Here is a 13,939-nt window from a genome sequence, read left to right on the forward strand (position 1 = left end):
CTCACCCTCTGCGGCTGGTTGAGCCGCGGTCGCACAGCAGCGGTATGTGGTCCACCCAACCGACGCCCGCTATGCGGCACCTATATGCGGCCTTTCGGGCATCGCGAGGGAGGGCGGATCGGCGGATCGGTGGATCGGATCGGCGGATCGGATCGAAACGGGCGGCCGCCACCTCGTCCTGGGCGCCGGCAAGGCGACGACCGCCGTACGGCACCGGGGGGCGGTGGCGTACGGCGGCCGTGGAGGCCGTACGCCACCAAGGGGGGAAGCGGTGGCGTACGGCGAGCCCGGATGCGGTCGGCCGGAGGGGGCGGCTCAGCCGCAGCCGCCCGCGTGGCCGTCGTCGACGGACCGCTCGGGCTCGGTGAGCGGAACCTCCGGGTCGCCCGGGGGTTCCGGGGGTTCCGCGAGCTCGGGGGAGCGGCCGGTGAGCGCCGCCACGAAGGCGGGCAGCCGGTCGACGCCCCAGTACTTGTCGTAGTGGTCGACGAAGAAGGGCACTCCGAAGACGCCGTCGCGCTGGATCTCCAGCAGCACCCGCACGCCCTCGGCACGCAGTCCGGGATCGTCTGAAGCGCCGGCCAACGCCTCTTCGTCCAAACCGAGTTCGGCGCCGAAGCCCGCGATCACCGACCGGTCGCAGATGTCCTGCCCGAGCTCCCAGCGGGCCCGGGCGGCGAGCGCGATGTACTCGGAGCCCCTGCCGTGCCGGGCCGCGGCCAGATAGCCGAGGTGCGGTACCTCCCACACCGGCTCCCGGTCCACGGGCCAGCTGAGCGACAGCCCCCGCTCGGCGGCCAGGCGCCGCACGTCCTGGAGGATGTAGCGGTGCTTCTCCGGGCTCATGGGGGTGTACGGGAAGGACCCGCCGGCCTCGTCGAGCAGTTTGCGGCTCAGCTCGTCCGGCTCGAAGAACGGCACCCACTCCAGGGCGGCGGCCACCCGCGGATGCCCGTCGAGCAGGTCCCGGTAGGCGAGCCAGGAGTAGGGGCTGCGCAGCGAGAAGTAGAAGCGCGGGGGCCGCCGGGTGCGGCGGCGCCCGCCCGCCGTGCCGCTCACAGCGCGATGCCGCCGTCGACCTGGAAGACCTGGCCGGTGATGTACGAGGCCTCGGAGGAGACCAGGAAGGAGACGAGCGAGGCGACGTCGTCCGGGTTGCCGAACCGCTTGAGCGGAATGCGGCCCAGCTTCTCCTTGGCCACCTTCGGCGACAGCGACGAGGTCATGTCGGTGTCGATGAAGCCGGGCGCCACCGTGTTGGCCCGTATGCCGTGCCGGCCGCCCTCCTTCGCCAGGGACCGGGTGAAGCCGATGATCCCCGCCTTCGACGCCGAGTAGTTGGTCTGGCCCGCGTTGCCCGCGACCCCGGCCACCGAGGAGAGCGTGACGACGGCCCCGCCGCCCCGCTTGATCATCGGGAAGGCCACCGCCCGGCACAGGTTGTACGTGCCGTCCAGGTTGGTGCGCAGCACCGCGTCCCAGTCCTCGTCCGGCATCAGCACCAGCGGGTGGTCGCGGGTGATGCCGGCCGAGGTGACCGCGGCCGACGCCGGGCCGAGCTCCTCCTCGGCCGCGGTGACGAAGTCCCGCACCTCGGCGCGGTCCGTCACGTCCACCCGCCGGGAGAGCACCCGGCGGCCCAGCTCGCGTACCTCCTTCGCCACCAGGGCCGCGGCCTGCTCGTCGGAGCGGTAGCAGAAGCCGATGTCGTAGCCGTCGCGGGCCAGCCGTTCGACGACCGCGCGGCCGATGCCCCGCGAACCCCCGGTGACCAGCGCGACCTTGTCGTTCTGTACAGACATGACGTTCTCTCCTCAGGGTCCTCAGGCGTTCAGCAGGGCGCGTTCCGGCGCCGGACGCAGCTCGTCGACATGGCGCAGCGCCACCACGAACGCCCCGATCCCGAGCACCTGGCGATCGCCGACGTACGTCTCGCCCGCGAGGATCGCCGTCTCGTCCACGGACTTCACCAGGCGCACCCGGTGCTCCAGCACGTCACCGGGGTGGGCGCGGGCGCCGATCGTGACCTCGTTGATGGAACCGGCCAGTTCGACCTTCCCGGCGAGCACGTCCGGGTTGGGGTTCTCCCACACCGACAGCACCACGGCGGACTGCGCCCACGACTCGATGACCAGCGAGGTGGGGTAGGCGTAGTCGGCGGCGGCCGCGTCCTGGCCGAGCCGGGCGTAGCAGGGCTCGTTGCCGGAGACCGCCTTGTACGCGGTCAGGCTCTCGCCGGGCACCACGTCGGACACCCGGTCCACGAGGAGGATCTGGCCCCGGTGCGGAATCGTGTTCTTGATCCGGTCGATGCCGTACGCCGTCACGAGGTGCCCTCTTCCTGCTCCTGGTCGGCGGCCTCGGCGGCCCGGCCGTCCCGGACGCGGTAGCGCAGCCGGATGTCGGCGACCTTGCCGCGGTTGGTGGCGATGGCCGCCTTGAACAGCAACCCGGCCGCGTTGTCGGTGACCTCGACGTCGGCCAGTACCCGGTCGCCCGGGAAGACGGGCCGGTGGAAGCGGCAGCGGTCCATGGCGACCAGCTCCACCTCCCCGGTGCCGGTGGCCTCGCCGGACGGCTCGGCGACGGGGTTGTCCTTGGCCCACTGGCGGACCGTGCGGTCGGCGGCCTCGATGAGGAACACACCGGGCAGCACGGGGAATCCGGGGTAGTGTCCGGCCATGACCGGGTCGTCCTCCGGCGCGTCGAAGGCGGTGACCGCGCCCGTCGGGCCGGTGCGGATCAGCTCCAGGTCGCCCAGCGGCGTGGCGGCGCTCACCGGTTCTCCCGCAGCTTGCGGTCGAGCAGCTCGTAGGTGCCCCGCAGGGAGGTGATCGAGGCCAGTTCGGCCTCGGCGAGCTTGACGCCGTACTCCTTCTCCAGGCGCACAGTGATCTCCAGCGCCATCAGCGAGTCGACGTCCAGGTCCTCGGTGAAGTGGGCGTCGTCGGTGACCTCGGCGACGTCCAGGTCGAGGACGTCGGCGACCAGGTCACGCAGCTGCTCCTTGTCGAGTACGGGTGCGGTGGTGGTGTCGGTCATGGGGTATACGCGTCCTTCCGGATGGTGGTTGGCGTACGAGAAGTGCGAGAGGTGGACGAGCATGCGGCGCAGCCGGTACGCGCCGCGCCGGACGGCGGCCGTGGCCCGGCGCGGCGGCGGCCCGGAGCACACCCACCCGTGCGGGAGGGCTCTCGGGTGCGGGAGGGCGGTAGGACCGCAGAGCGCCGGCCGGCGGGGGAGCGCGCCGGGGCCCGGCGGTGCCGCGCGGATCGGGCCGGCTTCCGTCGAGGCCGCCGCGTGACACGCGGCCGCGGCGAGATTCGTACGGCGCTCTTCGGGCCCCGCGTCGAGGGCGCTCACCGCGTCACCGCGCACCGGGGCGCAGGACGACCGCCCCGGTCTGGCCGTCGGGGTCGATCGAGGTGACGAGCACGGGCCGGTCCGCCTCCGTCGCGGTGACGGCGGCGGCCAGCTGGAGCGAGGCGGAGGCGGCGCCCAGGTCGCCGATCAGCCGGCGCAGCCGCAGCCGGGGCGGCCGGTGCTCGCCGAAGACCGAGGCGAGCGCCGCGTCCTCGCGGCCGCCGAGCGGACCGCCGCTGTCGGACGGCACCAGCAGAGCGACCTCGTCGGGCCGTACGTCGGCCTCCTTGAGGGCCTCTGTGACCGCCCGTACGACCGCGTCGTGGGCGCGCTCCGGGGTGTGGAAGGCGAGGAAGCGGCTGCCGAGCAGCGAGGCGAGCGGGGTGCGGCCGTGGGCGCGGGCCCGGCCGAGCGGTTCCAGCAGGAACAGCGCGCAGCCCTCGCCGAGCGGACCGGTGGGCTGCTGGTGGGGGCCCCCGGTGCGGGCCCGGTACTCCAGCCAGGAACGCTCCGTGGAGAACTCCTCGACGGCGCCGCACAGGACGGCCTCGCAGTGGCCCCGGCGCAGCAGCCGGGCCGCGTAGTTGAGGGCGAGCAGGCCGGTCAGGGCGCCGCCCGCGACCGTGGTGTTGGGGCCGCGCAGGGTGTGCCAGATCGCGCTCTGGCCGGCGGCCCGGTTCATCACGGTGTTCGGGAACAGGGCCGGGTCGACGTGGAAGGGCTTCTCGCCGGTGAGGGAGTCCCGGGTGAAGTCCATGATGCTCTGCACGCTGCCGTGCCCGGTGCCGAGCACCATGCCCACGGCCTCCGGGTCGTCCTGGGCGAGCCCGCCGCCGGCCTGCTCCAGGAGCATTCCGGCGGTGGCGACGGCGAGCGCGGTGGCCCGGTCCATCGCCCGGGTGCCCTTGCGGCCGAGCACCGCCCTGATGTCGAAGTCCGGTACGCGCCCGGCTCGTTCGTAGGGCCCGAGGTCCAGGTCGTCGTCCGCGGCACGTACGCCGTCCCGGCCTCCCCGCACCCCTTCGGCGAAGGCCTCGGCACCGAGCCCGTACGGCGAGGCGGCCGACCAGCCGGATACGACCAGGGTGTCCGGGTCCGCCCCGGTGGCAAGACTGACACTCATCGCTGTCTGCTCCTGTCGGTGAAGGTCGTGGAGGTTGGAGGTCGTGGAGGTGGGGGCGTGGAGGTCGAGAAGGTCGTGAGGGCCGTGGGGTGTGGTCAGCCCCAGGCCCCGGCAGCGGCGTGCAGTTCCGCGCCGTCGATGCCGATGGTGTTGCCGGTCAGCCAGGAGGACTCGGTGCGCGAGAGCAGCGCGACGGCGTCCGCGACGTCCTCGGGGCGGGTCAGCCGGCCGTGTGGGTTGTTCTCGGCGGCGCGCTCGATGTAGCCGGCGTGCTCCGGGATGCGCTGCAGGGCGGGCGTGACGGTGGTGCCGGCGCGCAGCGCGTTCACCGCGACGCCCTTGGGGGCCAGTTCGCAGGCCAGTTGGCGGACGTGGGACTCCAGGGCGGACTTGGCCGCCGAGACCGCGCCGTAGCTGGGCAGCGCCTGGGAGGTGCCGGCGCTCGTCATCGCGTACACCTTCGAGCCGTCGCGCAGCAGGCCCGCCGCGAGCAGGTCCTGCGTCCAGTACACGAGGCTGTGCGCCATGACGTCGAGGGTCATCTCCAGCTGGCGCGAGGTGATCCGCTTGTCCCAGCCCGCGCGCGGCAGGAACGGCACGAGGGTGCCGAAGGCGAGTGAGTGGACCAGGATGCGGACGCCGCCGGTGGCGCCGGTCAGTTCGGCGAGGCGGGGGACGAGCTCCTCACGGGTGCCCCGGGAGGCGGCGTTGGCGTTGGTGAAGTGCGCCTCGACGCCCTTGGCGCGGATGTCGCCGACGAGTTCCTCGACCTCCTCGGCCCGTGCCGCCGTGTCGAAGTGCACCCCGGCGACGTGCACGCCTTCCTCGGCGAGCCCCAGGGCGATGGCCCGCCCGATCCCACTGGAGGCCCCGAGAACCAGGCACCAGCTCCCCTCAAGCGACTTCAGCATGCTCTGACTCCTGTGTGTGGTGGGACGGTTCGGCAGACGCGGGAGGTGCCGGCGGTACGGCTGCGGGGGAGACCCGCACGAGCGCGACGTGCCCGGCACCGGTCGCACAGACGACCAGCCGCTCGCCCTGGTCCCGTGCGGTGACGGCATGCGCCACGGCAAGGGCGGGTCCGAGGCAGCCGACGCGGGGGGTGGCAGGGGCCGGCGACGGGTCGGCCTGCTGCGGGCCGACGGTGGGCGGGGCCGGGCGCCGACCGGGTACGGCGGTGACCGCGGCCGCGACCGCCTCGGCGACCGGGGAGTCGTCCAGGTCCAGGTGGACCGTGACGGGCCGGCCCCCCGGGGCGGCCGGCCCCGCCAGCGCTGCGGCGAGGGCGCGGTCGGCACGGGCCCGCCCCGCCGGGTCGGCCAGGGCCGCGGGCGGTACGAACAGGGAGCGGGCCCGCAGCGTCGCCCGTACCGGCGAGCCGTGTGCCCGGGCCATGGCGGGGGACTCCAGCGTGAGCACCGCGGCACCTTGCTCGCCCCCACCGCCCCGGTCGCCCGGGACGACTTCCTCGGCCACCGCCAGGACCAGCGAGTCGGCGCGGCCGGACGCCAGCACCAGCGTCCCGGTGGACAGCGCGTCCAGCGCGGCCGTACGGGCCGTGGCGACGGTCAGTGCGAAGCCGTTGAGGGCGAGTTCGACGGCCAGCCGGTTGCCGAGGACGTTGACCGCGAAGTACGGGGCCGAGGCGGGAGAGATGCCCCCCGCACCCGACTCGGCGACGGTGGCGTCCATGACGTCGAAGAGGCCGGCGAGCCCGGCGTTGGTGGCGAGCAGCAGCCCGCGCCGGTCGGCCGGGACCGCGTCGGGCCGGCCCCCGTCGGCGAGCGCGCCCCGGGCCGCGGCGAGGGCGTACTGGGCCGCCGCCGGAAGGTACTTGTAGCCGCGCGGGCCGAGCCGCTCCCGGTGGTCGAACCAGTTGCCGGCATCCGTCATCGGCACCCCGCCCGCAGCCGCAGCCACCTCCGGCGAGTCGCCCCAGGGGGTGACCACACCCACGCCGGTGACGACGAGTTCGTCGGCGGACACATCCGTCAGGACATCCCTCGGGGCATCTGTCGTGGCATCCCTCATGACGGCGCACCTCCCTTCCCCGATCCGAGCCCTACCGCGTCCGGGCCGCCGGCCAGCACCACCGACGCGTTGTTCCCGCCGAACCCGTAGGCGTTGACCAGCACGCGCCGCGCCTGCGGGGGCAACGGCGTCGGCTCGTCCTGCGGCAGCAGGACCGCGCACTCGGGGTCCTGCTCCTTGAGCGGGACGTTCGGCGGGACGGTGCCGTGGCGCAGGATGAGTGCGGCGGCCACCGCCGCCAGCGCGGCGGACGCCCCGCCCGCGTGGCCGACGAGCGCCTTGAGGCTGTACAGCGGCACCTGCGGGGCGCGCTCCCCGAGGACACGGTGCAAAAGCCGGCTCTCCAGAACGTCGTTGAGCCGGGTGCCGGTGCCGTGCGGTACCACGCAGCCGATGTCGTCGGGCGCGCCGCCCACAGCCTCGCGCATCGCCCGCACGATCTGCTCGCCGTCGGCCCGCGGCGCCGTCGGATGATCCGCGTCGCAACTCCACGCGACTCCGGACAGCCACAGCACGCCGCTGTCGTCGTCCCTGCCGTTTCCGTCACCGGACAGGGCACCCCGTGCCCGGGCATGCGCCGCCGACTCCACGACGAGGATCCCCGCACCCTCGGCGAACACCGTCCCGCTCCGGTCGCTCTCGAAGGGCCGGCAGCGCTCCGGGTCCACCGCGCCGAGCCGGTTGAAGCAGCCGAGCGCCACCCGCGAGTACGCGTCGGAGCCACCCGCGATCACCACGTCCGCCGCGCCCGCGCGCACCAGGTCCGCCGCGATGCCGAGGGCGTACGCCCCGGCCGCGCAGGCGTTGCCGACGTCGTGGACCGTGCCGAACAGGCCGAGCTCGGCGGCGAGCGCGGTGGCCAGGCGGAACGGCGGTGTCCAGCCGCCGTCGTCGCCCCGCCCGCGCTCGTTGGCGCCGGGCTCGCCCATGCAACTGCCCAGCACGACGGCCGTACGGGCGGCTGCGAGCGCCCCGGCGTCGAGTCCCGCGTCGGCCAGCGCCTCAGCGGCGGCGAGCGACGCGAACCGCGTCGCCCGGTCGGCCGTAGGGTCGTCGTCCGCCGGGCCGAGGTCGGGCACCAGGCTGATCAGCGGCAAGTCCATGCGCGCGAGCGGGTCCGCCGGCCGGTCGGGCAGACGGGTGCCGGCCGCCGTCATGGCCCGCCACAGGGTGTCGGCACCCGCACCGTGGCAGGTGACGGCGCCGACCCCGGTGACCACGACCTCGGCCTCGCGGTTCATGCCGACCGGCCCTCCAGGGCCGCGTTCATGCGGTCGTCGAAGGCCACCAGGGACCAGTCGCGGCGGTTCTCGATCACCGCGTAGCCGTGGGTGATCCGGCCGGTCGCCGTCTGCACCAGCTTCCCGTCGCGCACCACGTAGGTGTCCATGCGGGAGTCGTAGGTGAAGCCCTTGAAGACGCTCTCGACGGTGAGGACGACGTACAGGTCCTCCTCCATGCGGGCCTCGTCGAGGACCGTGATCCGCGAGTGCGGTACCACCGGGATCCAGTTCTGCTCGTCCAGCAGCGTCTTGATGGACACGCCGCGGTCGGCGACCAGCCGGTCCTTGGCCTCCTCCATCAGACGCAGATAGCCGGACATCTGCTGGCGCTCGGTGAAGTGGCAGTACCAGTACGGGATGCGGAACTTCCAGGCGTACGCGTTGCGCCCGGCCGTCAGCTCCTTGACCAGGTCGTCGGCGGACAGGTCGGCCTCGACGGGCTCCGGCGTCCAGCCGGGCGTCGCGGCGAGCCGGTCGACCGCGAACGGCGCGAGCGCGGCCGGCACCGGCTGCTCGCCGCCGCCGCGCGGGTCGAGGCGCAGCTGGACGCGGACGGTGGAGGTCACGGCCTTGAGCAGGCTCTCGCGCCGCACGTGCAGGGTGACGGCGAACAGCAGCTCGTCGTCCTTGGCCCTGCGATGCGGCCCGACCTCGGCGACGGCCGTGTCGTCGATGTGGAAGGCGTGCAGGATGCGGGTGTCGATGTCGACGATGTCCGTGCACAGGCCGTACACCTCGTAGATCGTGCCGGGGGCGAGTCCGGCCTGCCTGAGGTGGTTCAGTACCGCTTCCTCGACCAGGTAGTTGACATGCTTGAACCCGATCCAGGTGCAGATGTTGGAGCCCTCGTAGCGGGGGCGGATCTCCAGGGAGCTGGGCTCCTTCAGGGCGAGGACCGAGGCCTCGATGTCAGCGGTGTGGGTGGTCACATCGACTCCGGTGCGTAGAGGTGGAGTTGCGGAAAGGGGTGAGCTGGGGGTGGGTCAGAGAGCGGCGCGCACGGCGTGCGCGGCGGTGCCGGCCGAGCCGGTCGCGAGGCCGGGGAAGGCCTCGGTCAGCAGGGCGTGCACCGCGTCCGCGAACCGCCGCGGCTGCTCGGCCATGGCGAAGTGGCCGCAGTCGCCGAAGAGTTCGAGCCGGCCGTCGGGCAGCGCGCCGGCCAGTGCGCGGGCGTCGTCCGGCGGGGCGGCGAAGTCCTCCGCGCCGGCCACCACGAGCACCGGCAGGCGCAGCGCGGTGACGTCGAGGTCGGGGCTGCGCAGGTACGCCCCGAAGAACTGCTGCCAGCCGTAGGGACCGATCCGGTCCCGCACCCGCAGGGCCATCGCGGCGCGCAGCTCGGGCGGGACGCGGTCGCCCGCGCCGATCCGCAGCCCCTCTTCGAGGATGCGGTGGAAGCCGTTCAGGTAGTACAGGGCGTCGTCCCAGGTGAAATCGCCCGGGCTGCGCCGGTGGAAGGGCGCGACGACCACGGCGGCCCGCGGCCCACGGCCGGTTCCCCGCCGGGCCAGCACCTCCAGGGCCGGTCCCGCCGTGAAGGAGTGCACGACGACCGCGTCGACACCACCGGGCACCGCGTCGAGCGCCCGCTCCACGTGGTCCGCCGGATCGTCGTGAACGCTCCAGCGGGGGTCGCCCTCGGCTCCCCACGGCAGGACGCCCTCCCAGATCTCGACGCCGTCCAGGGCCAGTTCGTCGTACGACCGCCACACGGAGGTGGAACCGGCCAGCCCGTGCAGCAGGAGCACCCGCACCGGCGACGAACCGGCGGCCTCGCCCCGGGCCGGGCGCCGCAGCCGGACCGTGCCCGCTCGCTGCCCGCGCGGCCCCAGCAGCCCGGACCCGATCCCGCCGGTGACCGACCGACGGGACGCCACGCCAGGGCCGTCGCACAGCTCCCGGCTCGTTCGTGTCGCGGCCCGACCCGACAGCCCGGGCGTCGTGCCTTCGGAGACCGGCAGCCCGACGGGTTCGCCGGGGCCACGGCGTCCGTTCCGTCCCGTGCCTGCTTCGGCCTTCGGCTGTTCCGGTGGTCCGGTCGTCGTGCCTTCGGTGGTCGGCCGGCGGTCGGGGGTGTCGGGGCCGTGGGGTCCGTTCCGTTCCGTGCGCGGGCCGGACGTCGGCTCACCCGGCGAGCGGGGCGTCGTCTGAGGGGACATGTCCGCCGAGGGGCGCGGGTCGTCGTATGCGCTCATCGTGTGCTGCCCACGGGCTCGGCCGGCGCCGTGCCGGTCTCCGTCAGCACCGCGTCGGGCACCGCCTCCGGAGCGCTCAGCAGCAGGGCCGCGCTCGCGTCGTCCCAGCCCGCGTTGCCCGTGCCCGCACTGGCGAGCACCACCTCAGCGGCATCAGCCCGTTCGTCCAGCCAGACGGCCGCCGCCGCGCACTGCAGCACACCCAGTGCCCCCGAGGCGGGTCCGTACAGGGCGGACAGGTCGTGGACGGGCGCGCTGCCCGCCCCGGCGCCCAGCCCCGCCGCGGGGGCCGTCACGCCGTCCGGGTGTTCCGGCACGCACCACAGCCCGACCCGCCCGGCGTGCCGGCCGCGCACCGCGGCGACCGCCTCGGCGTGGTCGCCCCGGCGGGCGTACGGACCCACGGCGGCCAGCTGCCGTACACCCCTGGCCCGGGCCGACACGGCCGACTCCACGACCAGGGCGACCGCCCCGTCGAACAACTCGGGGACCTGGTCCGGGCTCCCCGCCGCCGGCTCCTCGGGGGTGCCCGTGACGTGCCGTACGGCGGGGTTGTCCGGCTCGGCGCCGAGGACCAGGACGCGCTCGACCCGGCCGGCCGCGATCAGCAGCCGGGCCCAGTTGACGGCGTCCAGGCCGGACGTCGGCCCGTTGCACAGCGTCAGGTTGGCACCGCGCAGTCCATGCGTGATGGCCACCCAGGAGGCCACGACGTTGCTGGAGGTGGCCGGCAGCATCATGGGGCTGGTCGCCAGGTAGGTGGACTCGGCGATCGTCCGCACGGTCTCGCAGACCGTGTCGGCGTTGCCGTAGTTGGTGCTGGCCACCACACCGACGGTCTCGCCGGGGACGGTGAGGTCCCCGTTGTCGTCGGTGAGCCCGGCCGCGCGAAGGGCGTCGGCCGCCGCGGCCATGCCCAGCTTGGTGGCGCGGTCCTTGTAGCGCAACCCGCGCCCCTTGAGCCGGGAGACGGGGTCGGCCGCGTCCCGGTGGCCCGCGGGCAGCGGCCCGAGCAGGCCCTCCGGCCCGGTCAGCCCGCGTACGGCGGTGCCGAGCCCGGTGATCACGGCGTACACCGTGCGTTCCGTACTCACTGCCCACCTCCCTCGGTGCGCTGGGGCTCGGGGACGTCCCCGACCCGCTCCACGACCGCGACCGCGTTGAGCCCGCCGAACCCGAACGAGTCGATCTGCGCCAGCCGCAGCGGCTGCTCCGCCCGCTCGGCGGTGCCCCGCACCAGACGGAAGCCGGCCACGGCCTCCACCGGGTCGTCGAGGTACACCGTCGGCGGGATGGTGCCGGTGCGCATCACATCGACCGCCGCGACCAGGCTGTGCAGTCCGGAGGCGCCCGCGGTGTGCCCGGTCATCGACTTGATCGCCGTCATGTACGGGGACGGGTTCAGGCCCGCGAACACCGTGCCGAGCGCGGTCGACTCGGCCTCGTCGTTCAGCGGCGTGCCCGTGCCGTGCAGCATGACCAGGTCGATGTCCGCGGGCCGGACCCCGGCCCTGCGGTGCGCCTCGTGGACGGCCGCGGCGATGCTCTTCGCGTCCGGTGCCGACGGGTGGTACGCGTCGCAGTTGACCGCGACCCCCCGGACCCGGGCGTGCACCCGGGAACCCGGCCCGGGCCCGTCCGCCTCCCGGCGCAGCACCACCGCCACCGCGCCCTCGCCCTGCAGCATCCCGCGCCGTTCCCGGTCGAACGGCCGGACGCGGTCGGGGGCTTCGGGATAGCAGCGGTCGAGCAGCCCGTAGGTGCTCTCGGTGATGGTGTCGACCCCGGCGACGACGACGGTGTCCGCCGCGCCCAGGTCGAGCAGGTCGGCACCGAGCGCCAGCGTGTACAGCGACGCCGAACAGGCGTTGGCCACGGTGTGGGTGTCCACGGCGCCGAACCGGTGCCGCAGCATGGTCCCGAAGTGCAGGTCGGCCGCGTCGAACGGGACGCCGTCCCGCCACGACAGCTCCACCGAGCGCAGTTCGCGCAGAGTGGTGCCCACCAGCACCGGCACCTGCGACAGGTCATCGCCGATTCCGGCGTCCGCCGCGGCCTGTGCCACCGCGCGTTCGAGCCAGCGGGTGGCCCGCAGCGGCTCGTCCACGCCCGGCGCCGGACGGTCGTCGATCTCGTACGCCACCTGGGCGCGGAACTTCTCGCGGTCGTAGCCGCGCAGGGGACCGAGCCCGCTGCGGCCGGCGGCCAGCGAGTCGAAGATCTCCTCGACACCGGCGCCGATGCTGGCGACGGCGCCCATCCCGGTCACGATCCAGCTCATGCCGCGCTCCCCACGGGCCCGGCACTCCTCGCGCCACTCTCCGCGCCCGTTTCCCCGCCACTCTCCGCGCCGCGGTACGCGCCGAGGATCAGGACCGCGTTGTTGCCGCCGAACGCGAGTGCGTTGTTCTGCACCACGTTCAGCTCCGCCTCGACGGCCTGGTTGGGCACGCAGTCGACGCCGCACTCCGGGTCGGTCTCGCGGTGGTTGACGGTCGGCGGGATGAAGCCCTCGGTGATCGCCAGGGCGCAGGCCGCCGCGGCGACCGCGCTGGCCGCGCCCATGCTGTGACCGATCATCGACTTGATGGAGACCGTGCGCGGCATGGCGTCGTCGCCGAACACCTGGCGGATGGCGCCCGCCTCGGTGATGTCGTTGGCCTTGGTACCGGTGCCGTGCGCGGAGACGAAGTCGATCTCGTCCGGGGTCACGCCCGCGTTGCGGTGGGCGATCCGGATCGTCCGCGCGATGCTGTCCCGGTCCGGGGCGACCGGGTGCAGGGCGTCGCAGGCGAGCCCGTACCCGAGCACCTCGGCGTAGATCCGGGCCCCACGGGCGAGCGCGGAGTCGAGGCTCTCCATCAGGAGAATGCCCGCTCCCTCGCCGGTGAGGATGCCCTCGCGGTCCTTGTCGAAGGGCCGGCACACCTCCGGGGCGATGGTGCCGAGCCGGTAGAAGCCGGTGAACGTCTTGCGGCAGGCCGCGTCGGCGCCACCGCACAGGGCGATGTCGACGTCGCCGCTGCGCAGGGCGTCGTAGCCGTAGCCGACCGCGTAGTTGCCCGCCGCGCACGCGGTCGGGATCGTCACGGCCTCCACGTCCTCCAGCTCCAGCTCGCGCACGATGCCGGCCGACAGGCGCCCGGCCGGGACGCGCCGGGCGACGGCCGGGTCGTACGCCCCGGGGCCGCCGTCGAGACCCGCGGCGACGAGCTGGTCGAGGTCGCGGGACTCACCGTCCGTGGTGCCCACCGACACCAGGGAGCGGCGGGCCCGTACGTCCGCCACGGTCAGGCCGGCGTCCTCGACCGCCATGTGTGCGGCGGCGACCGAGAACTGGCTCGCCCGGCCCAGCTCCTCGGGGTCCTGCCGTGTGATCCAGCGTTCGGGCGCGAAGTCGGTCACCTCGCAGCCGTTGGCGTGGGCGAATCCGGTCGTGTCGAACGCGGTGATCGGCTTGACACCGCTGCGTCCCGCACGGAGCCCGGCGGTGAACGCCTCGACACCGATGCCGATGCTGGTGACCACACCGAGCCCGGTGATGACCACCCGGCGGCCGGCGGCCTCGGGATGCGGGCGCCGGGGCCCGCTGTGACCTCGCTCGTCCGTGCTGATCGAAGCATTCATCGAAGCTCACCCATCTGGCGGTCGGGACGACGGATCAGCTCTGGGCGGCCTCGGCCACCACCGTGTACACGCCCTCGAGGTTGACCATGCGGTTGAGCTCGGTCTGGTCGATCGTCACGTTCTGGGTCCGCTCCAGGGCGGCGAGGATCTCGATCGCACGCAGCGAGTCCGCGTCGTGCTCCTCCTTGAAGAGGCTGGTTTCGGTGACCTCGTCCTCGTCGATCTCGAGAATGTCGCAGACGATTTCCTTGATCTGCTGCTTGCGGGCAGCGTCAAGGCCGTTCGTCAGGCTCACGTTGGTCATCTCGACTCCAATG

The 13,939-nt window shown here is 73.9% G+C and carries 15 protein-coding genes; all 15 read right to left on the reverse strand.

The genetic code is table 11. The features are described from left to right. Positions 1-315: 315 nt before the first annotated feature. A complete protein-coding gene (locus ABT063_RS06450; RefSeq protein WP_351056043.1) occupies positions 316-1,059 on the reverse strand; it encodes a 2-hydroxychromene-2-carboxylate isomerase in 744 nt (247 codons plus the stop codon). Continuing rightward, positions 1,056-1,802 (reverse strand): 3-oxoacyl-[acyl-carrier-protein] reductase, encoded by a 747-nt coding sequence (gene fabG, locus ABT063_RS06455; protein WP_351056044.1) that lies wholly within the window; start codon positions 1,800-1,802, stop codon positions 1,056-1,058. Before fabG ends, ABT063_RS06450 begins: the two co-directional genes overlap by 4 nt. Before the next feature lie 21 nt (positions 1,803-1,823). After that, complete coding sequence (locus ABT063_RS06460; protein ID WP_351056045.1) at positions 1,824-2,327, reverse strand: 3-hydroxyacyl-ACP dehydratase FabZ family protein; 504 nt, start codon at positions 2,325-2,327, stop codon at positions 1,824-1,826. After that, positions 2,324-2,779 (reverse strand): 3-hydroxyacyl-ACP dehydratase FabZ family protein, encoded by a 456-nt coding sequence (locus ABT063_RS06465; protein WP_351056046.1) that lies wholly within the window; start codon positions 2,777-2,779, stop codon positions 2,324-2,326. The genes ABT063_RS06460 and ABT063_RS06465 overlap by 4 nt, the downstream gene beginning before the upstream one ends. Then, on the reverse strand, positions 2,776-3,363 hold the full coding sequence (locus ABT063_RS06470) for an acyl carrier protein (protein ID WP_351056047.1): 588 nt from the start codon (positions 3,361-3,363) through the stop codon (positions 2,776-2,778). Before ABT063_RS06470 ends, ABT063_RS06465 begins: the two co-directional genes overlap by 4 nt. Positions 3,364-3,367: 4 nt before the next feature. Beyond that, positions 3,368-4,486 (reverse strand): beta-ketoacyl synthase N-terminal-like domain-containing protein, encoded by a 1,119-nt coding sequence (locus ABT063_RS06475; RefSeq protein ID WP_351056048.1) that lies wholly within the window; start codon positions 4,484-4,486, stop codon positions 3,368-3,370. A gap of 95 nt (positions 4,487-4,581) precedes the next feature. Continuing rightward, positions 4,582-5,397, reverse strand: a complete 816-nt coding sequence (locus ABT063_RS06480; RefSeq protein ID WP_351056049.1) for an SDR family oxidoreductase — start codon at positions 5,395-5,397, stop codon at positions 4,582-4,584. Then, the gene (locus tag ABT063_RS06485; RefSeq protein WP_351056050.1) at positions 5,381-6,517 is read right to left on the reverse strand and encodes a beta-ketoacyl synthase N-terminal-like domain-containing protein; all 1,137 of its coding nucleotides are present in this window, start codon (positions 6,515-6,517) and stop codon (positions 5,381-5,383) included. The genes ABT063_RS06480 and ABT063_RS06485 overlap by 17 nt, the downstream gene beginning before the upstream one ends. After that, positions 6,514-7,758 (reverse strand): beta-ketoacyl synthase N-terminal-like domain-containing protein, encoded by a 1,245-nt coding sequence (locus ABT063_RS06490; protein ID WP_351056051.1) that lies wholly within the window; start codon positions 7,756-7,758, stop codon positions 6,514-6,516. Before ABT063_RS06490 ends, ABT063_RS06485 begins: the two co-directional genes overlap by 4 nt. Continuing rightward, positions 7,755-8,729 carry an acyl-CoA thioesterase gene (locus tag ABT063_RS06495; RefSeq protein WP_351056052.1) on the reverse strand — a complete coding sequence of 325 codons (975 nt, stop codon included), beginning with the start codon at positions 8,727-8,729 and terminating at the stop codon, positions 7,755-7,757. The genes ABT063_RS06490 and ABT063_RS06495 overlap by 4 nt, the downstream gene beginning before the upstream one ends. Before the next feature lie 54 nt (positions 8,730-8,783). Further along, positions 8,784-9,677, reverse strand: coding sequence for an alpha/beta fold hydrolase (locus tag ABT063_RS06500; protein ID WP_351056053.1), 894 nt, complete (start codon positions 9,675-9,677; stop codon positions 8,784-8,786). 314 nt (positions 9,678-9,991) lie between these two features. Further along, complete coding sequence (locus ABT063_RS06505; protein ID WP_351056054.1) at positions 9,992-11,089, reverse strand: beta-ketoacyl synthase N-terminal-like domain-containing protein; 1,098 nt, start codon at positions 11,087-11,089, stop codon at positions 9,992-9,994. Further along, positions 11,086-12,276: a beta-ketoacyl synthase N-terminal-like domain-containing protein gene (locus ABT063_RS06510; protein ID WP_351056055.1), complete on the reverse strand. Its 1,191-nt coding sequence runs from the start codon at positions 12,274-12,276 to the stop codon at positions 11,086-11,088. The genes ABT063_RS06505 and ABT063_RS06510 overlap by 4 nt, the downstream gene beginning before the upstream one ends. After that, positions 12,273-13,622: a beta-ketoacyl-[acyl-carrier-protein] synthase family protein gene (locus ABT063_RS06515; RefSeq protein ID WP_351056056.1), complete on the reverse strand. Its 1,350-nt coding sequence runs from the start codon at positions 13,620-13,622 to the stop codon at positions 12,273-12,275. Before ABT063_RS06515 ends, ABT063_RS06510 begins: the two co-directional genes overlap by 4 nt. A gap of 34 nt (positions 13,623-13,656) precedes the next feature. Further along, positions 13,657-13,926 (reverse strand): acyl carrier protein, encoded by a 270-nt coding sequence (locus ABT063_RS06520; protein ID WP_351056057.1) that lies wholly within the window; start codon positions 13,924-13,926, stop codon positions 13,657-13,659. Positions 13,927-13,939: the final 13 nt, after the last annotated feature.

Origin of the sequence: Streptomyces sp. NPDC002838, from assembly GCF_040295365.1 — a bacterium.
Lineage (GTDB): Bacteria > Actinomycetota > Actinomycetes > Streptomycetales > Streptomycetaceae > Streptomyces.

Coding starts and splice junctions, on each gene's coding strand:
- fabG (WP_351056044.1), bottom strand. CDS start 1,802: ATGTCTGTACAGAACGACAAGGTCGCGCTGGTCACCGGGGGTTCGCGG.
- ABT063_RS06475 (WP_351056048.1), bottom strand. CDS start 4,486: ATGAGTGTCAGTCTTGCCACCGGGGCGGACCCGGACACCCTGGTCGTA.
- ABT063_RS06480 (WP_351056049.1), bottom strand. CDS start 5,397: ATGCTGAAGTCGCTTGAGGGGAGCTGGTGCCTGGTTCTCGGGGCCTCC.
- ABT063_RS06485 (WP_351056050.1), bottom strand. CDS start 6,517: ATGAGGGATGCCACGACAGATGCCCCGAGGGATGTCCTGACGGATGTG.
- ABT063_RS06490 (WP_351056051.1), bottom strand. CDS start 7,758: ATGAACCGCGAGGCCGAGGTCGTGGTCACCGGGGTCGGCGCCGTCACC.
- ABT063_RS06510 (WP_351056055.1), bottom strand. CDS start 12,276: ATGAGCTGGATCGTGACCGGGATGGGCGCCGTCGCCAGCATCGGCGCC.
- ABT063_RS06515 (WP_351056056.1), bottom strand. CDS start 13,622: ATGAATGCTTCGATCAGCACGGACGAGCGAGGTCACAGCGGGCCCCGG.
- ABT063_RS06520 (WP_351056057.1), bottom strand. CDS start 13,926: ATGACCAACGTGAGCCTGACGAACGGCCTTGACGCTGCCCGCAAGCAG.